Source organism: Sphingobacterium sp. CZ-UAM, from assembly GCF_002000245.1.
Lineage (GTDB): Bacteria > Bacteroidota > Bacteroidia > Sphingobacteriales > Sphingobacteriaceae > Sphingobacterium.
This window is the reverse complement of record NZ_MTCM01000001.1, coordinates 2,241,408-2,256,518: the sequence shown is the minus strand read 5'-3', so window position 1 is coordinate 2,256,518 and position 15,111 is coordinate 2,241,408. Positions and strand designations below refer to the sequence as shown.

Here is a 15,111-nt window from a genome sequence, read left to right as displayed (position 1 = left end):
GAATCTATTCAAAAAGATATTGTCATGAAACATTTTTCTATACTATTACTATGTGGCCTGCTCATGACCAGTTGTAAAAAGACACTGGACTTAAAGCCAAAGGACACGCTTTCCGATGTCACTTTCTATAAAACTGCCGCAGATTTTAAACTAGGAGCCAATGGCCTGTACAATTCGCTTGTTGGTTTTAATTTCAGCGATACAGAATCTGATATTGCTTTCAATGTGGCGAATGCCATCAGTGATGGTGATTATTTGCCTCCAGATGTATCTTCGACTTGGACGAATGCTTATTATTATATCCGCAACGCCAATAATATTATTGCCAAAGGTGAAGGATTGACTGATCCTGGCATTAAAAACTATGTTGCAGAAGCCAAGTTTTTTCGGGCTTACAATTATTGGCTCTTATTTCGTCTATATGGCGGTGTACCATTGATTACCAAAGTGCTTGATGTGAATGATCCCGATCTGTATACTGCAAGATCCGAACGAAAGGAAACGGTAGATTTTATATTGAAGGATCTTAGCGATGCAGTAGCAGACCTGCCTGTCAAGAGTGCACTTTCGGTATCGGATGTGGGACGAATTACTAAAGGTACCGCAGAATCCTTAAAAGCAAGGATTGCTTTATTTGAAGGTACATGGCAGAAATTCAGGAATGGTAATGGTCTTGATTATCTAAATATGGCTATTACTGCGGCGGAGCATGTCATCAATAGTGGTGAATATGCATTGTTTACTGGTAAAGGAGCCCAGAGTTACCGGTATCTTTTTATTGAGGAAGGGGACGATTCAAAGGAAAGCATATTGGATCGCCGATATGAAGTCAATATTTCTGGACAGCAATATCCTTATTCTGTGGTAGGTACAGTTTGCTACCTGGCGACTAAGAAGCTGGCGGATATGTATTTGTGTAAAGACGGACTGCCGATAACAAAATCCGGTCAGTTTAACGGCTACCAGACGGTCAGTTCCGAGTTTGATAACCGGGATCCAAGAATGACCATGACTTTACTGATTCCCGGTACTCCTATTATCGAAGTTTTCAACCCGGTCGTTCCTGTTGTAAACTGGCCTAATTCACCACAGCGTAATGCCAATACTGGTTACATCACCTACAAATACCTTTCAGAAAATGTATATGGGAATACTAACAATGGGGATAATTTCGGTTATGACTGTCATATTATCCGATATGCGGAAGTATTGCTGAGCTATGCAGAGGCGCTATATGAAAAGAATGGTAAGCTGTCTGATGCTGAACTTGACAAAACAGTAAACCTGTTGCGTGCCAGAGCGGGCATGCCAGCATTGAAAAATGAATTTTTAACTGCCAATGGGTTGGATATGAGAACAGAGATAAGAAGGGAGCGGAATGTGGAGTTCGCGCTAGAGGGCTTTCGCTATGATGATATCAGGCGTTGGAAAACAGCTGAAAGTGAAATGATTCAGGATATTAAAGGGATAAAGATCAAAGGCTCGGCATGGCAGAATATTGCGCCATATAATGGCGCAGGCTTTCAAGCCAGAACTGATGCGAATGGTTTTCTGATCGTTCAACCTGCTTCGGCAAGAAAATTTGATCCTGATAAACATTATTTACGGCCTTTGCCAACCAGGGAGGTTGCTTTATATAATGGGAAGCTTTTACAAAATCCGGGCTGGTAAAATTAGGTTTTGAGGTTGTAAACAAGAAAAGCTAATCGTTTGATTAGCTTTTCTTTTGTGATCCCGCTGGGATTCGAACCCAGGACCCATACATTAAAAGTGTATTGCTCTACCAGCTGAGCTACGGAATCCTTTCTGTTTTTGAAAGTGATGCAAAGGTAGAATTTCTTTCGATACACTCCAAATAATTGGCTTTTAAATTTGCTTAATTGATCTTAACTGTCTAATAAATAAAAAGATTAATTTTTTTAGGCTTTTTTCTTCGCATGGATTATCCGGTCAGCACCATGGATATCTTTAATCAGTTGTACTTGTTGGAAGCCTTTTTTCTCGATAAGATCCTTCGTTTCGAAACCTAAATATTGATTAATTTCGAAATAGAGATCGCCATCAGGGACTAAATGTTTTAATGCAAAAGATGAAATCACGTCATAAAAGATCAATGGTGCACTTTCTTCAATGAACAAAGCGAGTGCAGGTTCGTAATCTAATACATTTTGCTGCATCTGCTGTTTTTCTTTTGGGGTGATATAAGGGGGATTAGAAACAATAATATCGTATTGTTGGTCTGAAAATATGTAATCCCACTCTAAAATATCTGCATTTATGAAATGTACAGGTTGCCCTAGCCGCTGGGCGTTTTTTTGAGCCGTATGAATGGCTTCTTTGGAAATATCCACTGTGGTCACCTTTGCCTCATTCAAGTATTTTGATAGGATAATAGGAATGCAACCTGAACCTGTTCCGATATCAATAACCTTCAACCCAGATGAATCGGTATGTGTTTTTATAATTAAATCAACTAATTCCTCTGTTTCTTGTCTTGGTATCAAAACCGATTCATTGACTTCAAATAACTCACCATAAAAATCTGCTCTATTTAAGATATATTGTATGGGCCTGCTTTTTTTGAGATCCTGTAGAATATCCAGAAAGCGAACAGAATCCGTTTCTGAGACTGAATCGCCTTTATTCAGCTGGTAAGCTATTCTTTTTATACCCAATAGTTCTTCCACGACAAGTAGAAATATAGATTTTATTTCGTCATTGTCATATATGGACTTTAATTCACGCTGAAACGATAATTCGAAATCTTGAAGTATTCTCATGCGTCAAAGGTACGATTTTCATAGATTTGCATTATGAATATGCACAGGCAATATATGCAACGCTGTTTGGATCTCGCTCAGCTAGGAGCAGGATCTGTCAGTCCAAACCCCATGGTGGGTGCAGTTATCGTTCATGATGACCAAATTTTAGGCGAGGGATATACTTCTCCTTACGGCGGTCCGCATGCTGAAGTTAACGCCGTAAGTCAGGTGTTGGACAGGTATGGTGATAGGGCAAAGGAATTATTGGCTGCAAGTACATTTTATGTGAGCCTTGAGCCCTGTGCACATTATGGTAAAACTCCACCTTGTGCGAATATGATTGCTGATCTAAAACCAAAGAAAGTTTTTGTAGCTTGTTTGGATCCTTATGCGAAGGTCAATGGGAAAGGTATTGAAATATTAAAAGAGGCTGGTATTGAAGTTGAAATTGGGCTTTTGGAGAAAGAGGCGATCTGGCTCAACCGCCGTTTTTTTACACGAATTAGCCAACACCGCCCCTATGTTATTTTAAAATGGGCCCAATCTAAAGATGGCTTAATAGGCCAAGAGGATAAGCAGGTTTGGATTAGTAACGCCGCTAGTCAGCAACTGACTCATCGTTGGCGCGCAGAAGAGGATGCAATTTTAGTGGGGACAAATACTGCCCGGATTGACAATCCCAGTTTGACCGTTAGGCATTGGAAAGGTAAACATCCAATCCGTGTGTTGATAGATCGAGATCTGGTCATTTCACCGGAGGCTAAAATTTTTGATGAACAAGCCGATACCATTGTGTTTAATGGTACAAAAACAGATTGGCAAGGCCGTATTAAGCATATTGGGCTTGAAAACTATGGCCTATATTTACCACAGAGCATCCTTTATCAATTGTATCTGATGGATGTGCAGTCTATTATCATTGAGGGAGGAGCTAAAACTTTACAAACATTTATTGATGCCGGTCTCTGGGATGAAGCGCGGGTATTTCAATCTGAGTCAGAATTGCATACTGGTGTACCAGCTCCAAAATTGAATGCAAGAGTTCTTGAAAAAAAGATGATTTCCAATGATTTGCTTGTGGTTTATGTGAAATGATTCCGATAAATTGTATATTTAGGAAATTATAAACCTTTGATCTACAGGATCTAATTTTTTAGTATACAATCTATGGTGGTTACAGAAAACTTAATGCAGTTTATCTGGAAACTACGGCTATTCAATCCAATAGGATTGCGATCTAGTGATGGAGAGCCGTTGACCGTGATAAACCTTGGTCAGCATAACCTGAATGCAGGACCTGATTTTTTAATGTCTCATATCATACTGGGAGATAGGGTATGGTATGGAAATATTGAAATTCATATTCGTTCGTCGGACTGGGATCGGCATCATCATCAAGATGATACTGCTTATAATAATGTCATACTTCATGTTGTTTGGGTAAATGATAAAGTCATACAGCGCAGTGATGGAACTGTTATTCCAACCATGCTGCTTTCGGAATATGTAGATCCCCATTTACTTGATAAGTATTCGATGATGATGAATACCAACAGCTGGATTCCTTGTCAGCCGCAGCTTAGTTCCGTTGATTCGGTAAAGAAAACGATGTGGTTGGATGCCTTATCTTATGAGCGTTTGGAAATGAAAGTTCAGGCGATCTTTGGCTTGTTGGCTGACTATGGAAATGATTGGGAGAAGGTTTTCTGGATCTGGATGTGTAGGTGCATGGGCCTAAAGGTGAATACAGAGACATTTCATGAGCTAGGGGAGAAGCTTCCATTGCCCTTATTACATAAATATCGTTCGGATATATTGAAGATCGAGGCGATTTTTTTTGGAACGGCGGGGTTTTTACCCGGTGAAGGAGATGACGAATATGTGAATTTACGCTATAGAGAGTTTATTTATCAGCAGCGTGTTCATGAAATTGCCGTGGTAAATGGAGGATGGAAAAAGTTGAGAATGAGACCTTATAATTTTCCTGAGATTCGCATCGCGCAGTTGGTCGCATTGTTTAGTCAGAAATCATTGAGTCTTTCAACGATTTTATGTTTGGAGAATTTGGAGGATGCACGATTGTTGTTTGGTATAGGACCGTTAAATGAATACTGGAAGTATCGTTTTTCATTAGGAGGAAAGGCGTCCATTGAACATTCAGGGAAAATAGGAAAAGGTACCATTGATGTCCTCCTTATTAACGTAGTTGTGCTCTTTCTTTTTGCTTATGGGAAGTATTATGGGATAGAGAAATATATCGACAGAGCTATCTACTTTATGGAGAGTCTACCAGCCGAAAAAAATACAATCATAAAACGTTTTGAAGCATTTGAATGGGTTGCAGAAAATGCTTCTCAAAGCCAGGCTATATTGCAGTTGAAGAAATTATATTGCGACAAGAAGCAATGCCTTCATTGTAGGATTGGTGCCGAAATTTTGAGAAGTGGTTAGTTCGCCAGTATTTCTGCGATTTCTTTATACCCTTTTTCAGAAGCGAGATCCGCCGGAGCCAGTCCTGTCAGGTTGACAATTTTGGTATCCGCGCCAAATTCCAATAAGGCTACAATGAAATCAATATTTCCGTGCTGGGCGGCAAAATGTAAAGCCGTTTCACCTGTTGCCTGGATAGCATTGACATCAGCATCGGCTTCAATAAGCATTTTGCCGATTTCCTCGTTATTATTGGATGCGGCAATATGCAAGGGATAGGTGAGCTGTTCGTTTCTACTGGCTATATTCGGGTTTACTTTTTTGGACAGTAATAGACGGACGATATCAGCTTTGTTGAAATAAGTTGCCAGTAACAAAGGCGTAAAACCATGGGACGACCATTCGTTGACAACGGATGGAGCTTGATGGATAATAGCTTCTACATATGACGTTAACCCTGCAGCACAAGCCTCATGGATAGTCATTGTTTTGGTATGCTGTAGCAGGATTCGGACAATTTGTGGTTTGTTATAATAACATGCTAATAATAGGGGGGAAATATCATGACTGGTCGTCTCTTGTAATAATTCGGGGTTTCCAATCAATAATAGATCGATGTCATGACTTTTACCCTCTTCGATATATTGCTCTAAAACAGAAAGGCTCATTTTTCAAATATAATTGCGTAACTCTTCCACTAAAATAAGTTTTATTAATGAAAAATAATCGTTTGGATAAGGAATTTATTTACTGAATTTGGAGGTCAAAGAATGGCGGAAAAGTATCGAGGATATAAAATTGAATAATAATCAACATGCGAATCCTGCTGAAATAGGCATTTTTTTTAAAATTTATATACACAAATGTGTAGTAATTCATATATTATTTTTGAAAATTAAAAAGTAGATGTACTTTTGTTAAGCCCCTCCCAAGGGCATGTTTTTCATAGGTAGATGTAGGGTCGGGTGTTTCTCACTTCGACCCTTTTTTTATAGCTTTGTTTTATATTTAAAAGAAATGTCCAAAAGAAAGATTGTTGTTGCTATTACTGGAGCGAGTGGCTCTATATATGCGAAGTTGTTGCTGGAAAAACTGAATTCGCTAAGATCGCAGATCGCAGAGGTTGGTATTGTGATGTCAAATAATGCGAAGGATGTATGGCGAGCCGAATTGGGTGATGAGAGCTATCAGGATGTACCTTTTAAATTCTATGATAAAAATGATTTTTTTGCTCCCTTTGCATCAGGTTCAGCGCGTTTCGATACAATGATAGTTTGTCCCTGTTCTATGGGAACCTTATCAAGAATTGCCTATGGAACTTCGTCAGATCTGACTACCCGAGCAGCGGATGTCATGTTGAAGGAGAGGCGAAAGCTTATTTTGGTTACACGTGAGACGCCTTTAAGTATTATCCATATTCAGAATATGAAACTTGTCACTGAGGCGGGAGGGGTCATTTGTCCAGCTTCTCCGTCATTCTATAGCTTACCCAAAACATTGGAGGAGTTGGCTGAGACAGTGGTCGATCGAATTTTGAGTTTGGCCGGATTTGATTTTAAACATTATCAATGGGGAGAAAACTCCTAGTGAATGTTTGCTGAAATCTATTTTTAGTGTTCTATAATAAAATTGTATTTTGTAACTTTGTTTCTCGAAATGAAGCAATCAAAGGCATCACGCGAAAACTCTGTTTATAGCTATACAATCTATAGTGATAAATCTTTTTTTTGTTTGCCATTACAAAACACCCTATATGCTTCAACAGACAATTTGTATCCTATTAATTTCAATCACATTCATATATGAAAAGCTTATTGATTACTTCTGTTAAAGTAATTTTGCCTGGTAACGAACATCATCAGCAGACTGTTGACATATTCATCGAAAAAGGAAAGATTGCACAGATTGGAAATATCATCAAAGTAGCTGATAAAAACGTAGAGACCATCGATGGAACGGGTAAGCTGTTATCGCCCGGATTTTTCGATTTACATGCCAATTTTGGGGAGCCGGGTTTAGAGACAAAAGAAGATATCCAAACTGGGACAGCTGCCGCTGCTGCTGGTGGTTTTACTGCCGTTGCGGTGATGCCTAATACCGAACCGACAATTCAGAGCCGGTCTGAAGTTGCGCTTGTCGTCAATGCGGCAAAAGGAAATATTGTCGATGTACATCCTATTGGTGCAATTAGCAAGAAGCGGGAAGGTAAAGAAATGGCCGAGCTCTATGATATGAAACAGAATGGTGCCGTAGCTTTCAGTGATGGAAATAAAAGTGTGCAACAAGCGGGCTTAATGAGCCGAGCGTTGTTGTATGCCAAAGGATTTGAAGGACTGATCTTTTCACATGCCGAAGACGAGTCTATGGCAGGCGGAAATAAAATGAATGAGGGAACGATGAGCACCTATTTAGGAATGAAAGGAATTCCCAATCTCGCAGAATCATTAATGGTGTCCCGTGATCTATATCTTGCTGAATACACGGAAGCTCCAATACATTTTGCTTCAATCAGTACACCTGAAGCTGTTGATCTAATCAAGAAGGCAAAAGCAAAAGGGCTTCGGGTAACTTGTGATGTGGCGGCTCATCAGTTGGTTTTTACGGATGAAGATATCCTAGGTTTTGATAGTAACTATAAAGTTAGCCCGCCGTTAAGAACTAAATCTGATGCCAAAGCGCTTATAAAAGGCGTAAAGGATGGTGTAATAGATGCGGTAGTATCGCAACATACGCCACAGGAGATAGAATTTAAAAATGTTGAATTTCATATCGCAAAAAATGGTATTATAGGATTACAAACCGTATTACCTTTGTTGGTTCGTGCTGGATTAAACGAAGAGCAAATTGTAAACAGTCTTTCGGTTAGACCAAGACAAATTCTTGGTTTGCCGGTTCCGGAAATTAAAATAGGAGCAATGGCAAATCTTGTATTGTTCGATCTTGCGAAATCCTGGAATTTCGATGAAAAGACAAATAAATCAAAATCAAAAAACTCTCCACTATTCGGACAGACACTAAAGGGGGCTGTCGAATTGGTCATCAATAATAATCAAATCATTAAAAACGATTAAACCATGGAAGCAAACATAAAAGCTGCTGTTGAAGCAGGTATTTTAAATTATGGAAAAGTTGACGAGATTGATACAGCCCCAGAATTTCTGGTAAAAATCATTCAAGTATTCAATACTGAAGCCACTTATTTGGAGAAGTTGGATCTTTTGGATCAGTCTTTTGACGATTATCCTTTGTTTGACGAACTTCGCGAAGTTTATGTTGACTTACTGTTAATGAATTTCTTTTCTAATGACGTGCTCAAGCTTGAAGATGATTACCTGGATTCGGAAGAATGGGAAGCAATTGAAGATGAGACGATAGATCGTGGGACTGAATTGTTGAACATTTTCCTTTACTTAGGTGAATGTAAAGATGATGAGATAGAGCCGGAATTAGATGATTTCCTAAAGGAGTTTTTATTGGTTGATGAAGATGAATTTCAGGATGAGCATGAAATCTATGAAGATATTATCGCCAATCAGATTCTAGTGGATAGTCCATATGCTGAAATAGCCAAAGTAGCGAAAAGTGTTAATCCTAGAAGCGAAGTATATGAATTGTTTTATCCTGTAATGAGTTTCTTTAGTGAATTGAGACCTAGTGATAAACAATTTGAGGAGTATGCTGCGGCGTCAAACAATAAAGCGTTTGATTTGGCTCTCTATAAAGTTCTTAGTACTTATTACAATAAATAAATATGACAGATTCAATTAACCCCAGCAATGCCGGATTCGATGCGGTAATTGACAAGAAAAAGAGTATTATCTATGGCATCATTCTGGGCATAATTTCTTTTATTCTTGGATTAGTCGTTTTGTTCGTCGTTAAAGACCTGAATTCCTTCTGGGGAGTTATGTCTATGTCATTTATTGTCAATACGGGTATATTTGTTATTATATCTGCATTGTTTTCCTTTTCTCTTAGAAAAGCGAATGGAGGCTACTGGAGTTTTTCCATAGCGCTTAAATCCATTTTTATGATGTTGGCTATTTCGACGATTATTTCGACCATTGGAACACAGGTGTATGTTAATTTTGTGAATCCTGCTCTGCAAGAGAAAGTTGTGACCCATACTATTAATGTGACCATTGAATATATGGAAAAGAATAATGTACCTGACGAAGTCATTGATTCAAAAATTGCTGAATTAGAAAAACAGGTTGAGGCGATTGGAAAGATAACTTTGGGCCAGATTTTTAAAGGTCTTGCGATTACATTGTTGTTCCAATTTGTGTTTGCATTGTTATTATCTGCGCTTTCAAAAAGAGAAAAGCCTGTATTAGTGCAGCCTACTAAGTAGATTTTTATAAAATAAAGTATAGCGCATAAGGTATTGCTAAGAAAAGTAATACCTTTGTTTGTATTAAAATAGTACATTTTTAGCATGATTAACATTCACATGGATATTTCTGTTGTTGTTCCGTTATTTAACGAAGAAGAATCTTTACCCGAATTGACTGCCTGGATTGACCGGGTAATGACGGCCAATCATTTCTCTTATGAAATTATTCTGGTTGATGATGGGAGTAAAGACAACTCCTGGAAGATCATTGAAGAATTAAAATTGCAAAATGGCAATATTTCGGCCATCAAATTCAGACGTAACTATGGGAAATCCGCTGCATTAAATGTTGGATTTGCGGCAGCTCAGGGCGATGTGGTCATCACAATGGATGCAGATTTGCAGGATAGTCCAGACGAGATCCCGGAACTATATGACCGAATTATGAACAAAGGTGCCGACCTAGTCTCGGGTTGGAAACAAAAACGCTATGATCCATTAACAAAAACAATTCCGACCAAATTATTCAATGGTGTGACGCGGTCCATGTCAGGGATTCATAATTTACATGATTTTAACTGCGGTCTAAAAGCCTATAAAAAAGAAGTAGTAAAGAATATAGAGGTCTATGGCGAGATGCACCGCTATATTCCCGTGATTGCAAAATGGGCCGGATTTACAAATATTCAGGAACAAATTGTTCAACATTATCCGCGTAAATACGGAACAACGAAATTTGGACCGGGACGTTTTGTTAAAGGTTTTTTAGACTTGCTGTCTATATTTTTTGTTGGGAAATTCGCTAAGCGACCAATGCATTTCTTTGGTGTCATGGGCGTGATTAGCTTTTTGGCCGGTTTATTTATCTCCATCTATTTAATCTGTCACAAACTAATGAGTATTGCCAGTGGTACTCCATTTAGGGATATCACTGATCAACCATTATTTTTCTTTGCATTGACAGCGATCATTCTAGGGACCCAATTATTTTTGACAGGATTTTTAGCTGAACTGGTTTCAAGAAGTAGTTCGGAGCGAAATGATTATCAAATTGAAAAAGTCATTTAATTCACTATGCGCATTGTGATTCTGGGCTCTGCTTACCCTCTAAGGGGTGGGGGAATTGCTTCTTTCAACGAACGATTGGCAGCTCACTTCCAAGAATTGGGGCATGAGGTGGATATTTACTCGTTTACTTTGCAGTATCCCAACTTTCTCTTTCCGGGTAAATCCCAATACTCAGATGAGCCGGCTCCTACTGGGCTGAATATTAAGACTAAGGTCAATTCGATCAATCCGCTGAATTGGCTTAGGGTTGGAAGGGAACTTCGGAATGCGCGATACGATCTACTTATCGTTCGTTTTTGGATGCCCTTTTTTGGTCCTTGTTTAGGCACTATTCAACGACAGGTACGAAAAAATAAACATACTAAAATTGTCTGCATTGCGGATAATATCATTCCTCATGAACAAAGATTCGGAGACAAGTTGCTAATCCGGTATTTCTTAAAATCGGTTGATGCCTGCGTTACGATGAGTAAAAGTGTGCTAGCAGAATTAAAAATGCTGAGTCCGCAGATGCCTGCAGTCTATACTCCCCATCCCCTTTATGATAATTATGGGGCTCATTTGAGCAAACCTGAAGCACGTAAATTGCTCCATATTGATCAGAAAGACAAGGTAATTTTATTTTTTGGATTTATCAGACAATATAAAGGTTTGGATATGCTGTTGGAGGCCTTAGCAGATGCGAGGCTCCGGGATTTAAATATCAAACTATTGTTGGCGGGAGAGTTCTACGGCGACCCAGCACCCTATTTTGCGCTTATTAAAAAATATCATTTGGAGGAGTCGATCTATATGCATACCGATTTTATTCCGAATCAAGAGGTTGGTCGTTATTTTTCGGCAGCTGACTGCGTCGTATTGCCCTATCGCAGCGCGACACAAAGTGGTATTACTCAGGTGGCCTATCACTTTGATTTGCCCATGATTGTTAGTAATGTGGGAGGACTACCTGAACTGGTACAAGATGGTTATGTGGGCTATGTTGTAGGCCCCGATGTTGATAGTATCGCGACGGGAATTGCGTCTTTCTATCACCATGATAAAGAGAAACAATTCAGAACAAATATTATTGATGAGAAGAAAAAATATAGTTGGGATACCTTTTGTAATGAACTTCTTAAGCTTATTGATTGATTGATTGATTGATTGATTGATTGATTGATTTTGGTTAAGAGGGATCATGTATGAAAGTGATTTTATTTGTATATAAAAGCAAATTTATCTAAGTTTGGAATACCGAGGAAGAAATTAATAAGGAGGAGAGATTTTGTTGCCGTTTACACAGAGTAGTTTAGTAAAGATAGAGGAATTTTTTAAAGAACAAGGCTATAAAGTTAGGTATGAAAAGGGCTCATTTCGTACCGGGGCCTGTATGTTACAGGCAACAAAGGTTGTAGTTGTGAATAAGTTTTCGAATCTGGAGATAAAAATCCAGTCTTTATGGAATATTCTATTGGATGTCGAGATTGATGCAACAACTATTTCAGAAAAACTACTTCCGATTTATGAAGAGGTATTGAAATCAAAAACAGCAGTTTGAGAGTAACATTTTTAGGAACAGGAACATCACAGGGGGTGCCCGTTATTGCGTGCCAATGTCAAGTCTGTCTATCTCAGGACAAACGTGATAAACGGTTGCGTTCTTCCATTCTTGTTGAATATAATAATCACACGCTCGTCATTGATACAGGTCCTGATTTTCGCTATCAGATGCTGCGGGAGAAAGTAATGCACCTTGATGCTGTATTAATGACGCATTCTCATAAAGATCATATAGCCGGTTTGGATGATGTTAGAGCATTTAATTACCAACAGCATTCATCGATCTCGATTTATGGAACAAATGCGCTTCACGAAGCTTTAAAGCGCGAATTCTATTATGCATTTACAGAAATTAAATATCCAGGAGCTCCTCGATTAGATCTTGAGGAAATAAAAGCTGGCGAACCATTGCTCTTGTTTGGGAAGGAGATTATCCCCATTGAAGTGTTGCATTATAAAATGCCCGTGCTTGGATTTCGGATAGACGATTTTGCTTATATTACAGATGCTAAGTTTATTTCAGCAGAATCGAGGAAATTACTGGAAGGTGTTAAAGTTCTTGTGGTCAATGCCTTGCAAAAAGAATCCCATATTTCTCATTTGACATTGCAGGAAGCCATTGAATTTGCGCAAGATATTCAAGCGGAAAAGACCTATTTTACTCATATTGGACATCGGATGGGCTTACATGCTGAAGTCTCAGAAGAATTACCTCCAAACATATATTTAGCGTACGATAGACTGCAGATCAATCTTGACAATTCTATTTAATATAAAACTATAGTCCATTTCTCGTTGTTATACTTATACACAAATAGAACAACTTATTAAATTATAAAGAAATGGGAAATTTATTGTACATCATCGCCGTTATTTTAGTGATCATTTGGGCGATCAGCTTTTTTGGAGGTTATGCAGGAGGGAATATCATTCACATCCTATTGGTGATTGCAATTATCGTAGTGTTATTGCGCGTAATCCGTGGTAACGCCTAATCCATCCACTATTACATTAAATTCAGATAAAAATGGGCAATTTGTAGATCCTGCGGATAGGTGATTTTTATATTTTTGGAATCTCCTTCTACAATAGAAATGCGATTGCCTATTTTTTCGACGACCGATGCATCATCTGTAAATAGGGGATCTTCTTTTTGATTGTAAGCCCTTATTAATAATTCCGCCTGAAAGACCTGTGGAGTCTGGATTAACCAGATCTGGTTCCGGTCGGTTGCATGATTTGAAATCGTGTTGCCAATTCGTATGGATTCGACACTTTTTTGTGCCAATACTATTGCTTGATGTTGATAGGCTCCTCGGAATGCCCTGTTGATTAATGAAGCGGACACGATGGGACGGGCGCCATCATGGACAGCAATATAATCGTTGGTTTCTATTTTAAAATTTTCCTGGATATATTTAATGCCATTCTTTACACTCTGAAAACGAGTACTGCCTCCATACGTTAAATGTACCGCTGTATTATAGTTCAGTTTTGCGCATAATTCCATCCAGAATTTTTCCATTTCTTTGCTGATAACCAAGATGATTTCTGAAATATCTGATGACTTTTGAAAATGGTTGATAGTGTGCATAATTACCGGTAAGCCGTTTAAATCTAGAAATTGCTTTGGTAGATCGCTATTCATACGACTTCCCGTTCCGGCGGCAACGATAATGACAAAATTCATGTGCAGAGATTGAAGGTTATTATTTAAAAAAACGTGGATAGTTTGTTGCTACCCACGTTTCGAGATATCGTTTATCTAAAACTGACTAAATAATCAACATGGCATCGCCATAGCTATAGAATCTATATTTTTCTTTTACAGCAACTTCATAAGCATTCATCACATTTTCATATCCTGCAAATGCTGCAATCATGACCAATAAAGTAGATTCCGGTGTATGGAAATTGGTGACCATTGAATTTGCAATGCTGAAATCGTAAGGTGGATAGATAAATTTACTTGTCCAATCTGAAGCAGCTTTCAAATGATGATCTGCTGAGACAGAGGATTCGATGGCACGCATTGAAGTGGTTCCGACAGCACAAACGCGACGTTTATTATCAATGGCTTTGTTTACTATTTTTGCAGCTTCCTCGGTAATAATAAATTGCTCAGAATCCATCTTATGTTTTGTCAAATCTTCAACTTCCACCGTACGGAAAGTACCAAGACCGACGTGTAATGTCACTTCAGCAAAATCAACGCCTTTAAGCTCCAAACGTTTCATTAATTCGCGTGAGAAGTGAAGACCGGCTGTCGGTGCAGCTACAGCGCCTTCATTTTTTGCATAAATAGTTTGGTAACGGAATTTATCTTCTGGAGTTGCTTTACGTTTGATATATTTAGGAAGCGGTGTTTCTCCCAAAATCTCGATATTACGACGGAATTCTTCATCGGTACCATCGAACAGGAATCGGATTGTACGTCCTCGTGAAGTTGTATTGTCAACTACTTCCGCCACTAACAGGTCATCATCACCGAAGTATAATTTGTTACCGACACGGATTTTACGCGCTGGATCAACCAATACATCCCAAAGACGAAGTTCATTGTTCAATTCGCGTAACAAGAAAACTTCAATCGTAGCTCCAGTTTTTTCTTTATTACCATATAGGCGCGCTGGAAAAACTTTTGTATTGTTTAATATCATGACGTCTTTGTCGTCAAAATAATCCAATACATCTTTGAAAATTTTGTGTTCAATTTTACCAGTATCTTTATGTAGGACCATCAAACGCGATTCGTCACGATTTTCAGAAGGTTCAGAAGCAAGTAGTGATTCTGGTAAGTTGAATTTAAATTGAGATAACTTCATCTTTAATGATATATATTTTAATGTCTGCCTTTCAGTGCATTACAGTGCACCAAATACTAGGTTGCAAAAAGCATACAAAGTTATAACTTTTTTGGGTATCAAAAGGTCTTATTTCCAATTTATAGATATATTTTATTGATTTTGACAT

16 protein-coding genes and 1 tRNA gene are annotated in these 15,111 nt (G+C 38.5%); 12 read left to right on the top strand and 5 right to left on the bottom strand.

The window, feature by feature from the left end; genetic code table 11:
* Positions 1 to 24: 24 nt before the first annotated feature.
* Positions 25 to 1,671, top strand: a complete 1,647-nt coding sequence (locus tag BWD42_RS09665) for a RagB/SusD family nutrient uptake outer membrane protein (protein ID WP_077435416.1) — start codon at positions 25 to 27, stop codon at positions 1,669 to 1,671.
* Between the two features lie 58 nt (positions 1,672 to 1,729).
* Here BWD42_RS09665 and BWD42_RS09660 read toward each other — a convergent pair.
* Positions 1,730 to 1,802: transfer RNA gene (locus BWD42_RS09660), tRNA-Lys, on the bottom strand.
* Positions 1,803 to 1,919: 117 nt separating this feature from the next.
* Positions 1,920 to 2,780 (bottom strand): peptide chain release factor N(5)-glutamine methyltransferase, encoded by an 861-nt coding sequence (prmC, locus tag BWD42_RS09655; RefSeq protein WP_077435414.1) that lies wholly within the window; start codon positions 2,778 to 2,780, stop codon positions 1,920 to 1,922.
* Between the two features lie 33 nt (positions 2,781 to 2,813).
* On the opposite strand from prmC, the gene ribD reads away from it, so the two are divergent.
* Both ribD and BWD42_RS09645 read left to right on the top strand, forming a co-directional pair.
* A complete protein-coding gene (gene ribD / locus BWD42_RS09650) occupies positions 2,814 to 3,857 on the top strand; it encodes a bifunctional diaminohydroxyphosphoribosylaminopyrimidine deaminase/5-amino-6-(5-phosphoribosylamino)uracil reductase RibD (RefSeq protein ID WP_077435412.1) in 1,044 nt (347 codons plus the stop codon).
* Positions 3,858 to 3,929: 72 nt separating this feature from the next.
* A complete protein-coding gene (locus tag BWD42_RS09645; RefSeq protein ID WP_077435410.1) occupies positions 3,930 to 5,213 on the top strand; it encodes a DUF2851 family protein in 1,284 nt (427 codons plus the stop codon).
* On the opposite strand, the gene BWD42_RS09640 is transcribed toward BWD42_RS09645, so the two are convergent.
* Complete coding sequence (locus BWD42_RS09640; protein WP_077435408.1) at positions 5,210 to 5,860, bottom strand: ankyrin repeat domain-containing protein; 651 nt, start codon at positions 5,858 to 5,860, stop codon at positions 5,210 to 5,212. The two genes, BWD42_RS09645 and BWD42_RS09640, sit on opposite strands and share 4 nt — an antisense overlap.
* 349 nt (positions 5,861 to 6,209) lie before the next feature.
* Here BWD42_RS09640 and BWD42_RS09635 point away from each other — a divergent pair, with 349 nt between their 5' ends.
* From BWD42_RS09635 to BWD42_RS24485, 9 genes are all read left to right on the top strand, one after another.
* On the top strand, positions 6,210 to 6,779 hold the full coding sequence (locus BWD42_RS09635) for a UbiX family flavin prenyltransferase (protein ID WP_077435406.1): 570 nt from the start codon (positions 6,210 to 6,212) through the stop codon (positions 6,777 to 6,779).
* A 215-nt stretch (positions 6,780 to 6,994) separates the two neighbouring features.
* Positions 6,995 to 8,263, top strand: a complete 1,269-nt coding sequence (locus tag BWD42_RS09630) for a dihydroorotase (protein WP_077435404.1) — start codon at positions 6,995 to 6,997, stop codon at positions 8,261 to 8,263.
* 3 nt (positions 8,264 to 8,266) lie between these two features.
* Positions 8,267 to 8,941: a hypothetical protein gene (locus BWD42_RS09625; RefSeq protein ID WP_077435402.1), complete on the top strand. Its 675-nt coding sequence runs from the start codon at positions 8,267 to 8,269 to the stop codon at positions 8,939 to 8,941.
* A gap of 2 nt (positions 8,942 to 8,943) precedes the next feature.
* Positions 8,944 to 9,546 (top strand): DUF4199 domain-containing protein, encoded by a 603-nt coding sequence (locus tag BWD42_RS09620; RefSeq protein ID WP_077435400.1) that lies wholly within the window; start codon positions 8,944 to 8,946, stop codon positions 9,544 to 9,546.
* A 99-nt stretch (positions 9,547 to 9,645) separates the two neighbouring features.
* Entirely contained in the window at positions 9,646 to 10,596 is a 951-nt protein-coding gene (locus tag BWD42_RS09615) for a glycosyltransferase family 2 protein (RefSeq protein WP_077435940.1), read from the top strand.
* Between the two features lie 6 nt (positions 10,597 to 10,602).
* Complete coding sequence (locus BWD42_RS09610) at positions 10,603 to 11,730, top strand: glycosyltransferase family 4 protein (protein WP_077435398.1); 1,128 nt, start codon at positions 10,603 to 10,605, stop codon at positions 11,728 to 11,730.
* 238 nt (positions 11,731 to 11,968) lie between these two features.
* Positions 11,969 to 12,136: a hypothetical protein gene (locus tag BWD42_RS24955; protein ID WP_254846203.1), complete on the top strand. Its 168-nt coding sequence runs from the start codon at positions 11,969 to 11,971 to the stop codon at positions 12,134 to 12,136.
* A complete protein-coding gene (locus BWD42_RS09600; protein WP_077435394.1) occupies positions 12,133 to 12,909 on the top strand; it encodes an MBL fold metallo-hydrolase in 777 nt (258 codons plus the stop codon). The genes BWD42_RS24955 and BWD42_RS09600 overlap by 4 nt, the downstream gene beginning before the upstream one ends.
* A 71-nt stretch (positions 12,910 to 12,980) precedes the next feature.
* Positions 12,981 to 13,133: a lmo0937 family membrane protein gene (locus BWD42_RS24485; protein ID WP_138097065.1), complete on the top strand. Its 153-nt coding sequence runs from the start codon at positions 12,981 to 12,983 to the stop codon at positions 13,131 to 13,133.
* A gap of 11 nt (positions 13,134 to 13,144) precedes the next feature.
* Here the strand turns inward: BWD42_RS24485 and BWD42_RS09595 are convergent, their stop codons facing one another.
* Both BWD42_RS09595 and queA read right to left on the bottom strand, forming a co-directional pair.
* Positions 13,145 to 13,828, bottom strand: coding sequence for a 2-C-methyl-D-erythritol 4-phosphate cytidylyltransferase (locus tag BWD42_RS09595; RefSeq protein ID WP_077435392.1), 684 nt, complete (start codon positions 13,826 to 13,828; stop codon positions 13,145 to 13,147).
* 85 nt (positions 13,829 to 13,913) lie between these two features.
* A complete protein-coding gene (queA, locus tag BWD42_RS09590) occupies positions 13,914 to 14,963 on the bottom strand; it encodes a tRNA preQ1(34) S-adenosylmethionine ribosyltransferase-isomerase QueA (RefSeq protein ID WP_077435390.1) in 1,050 nt (349 codons plus the stop codon).
* Positions 14,964 to 15,111 lie beyond the last annotated feature (148 nt).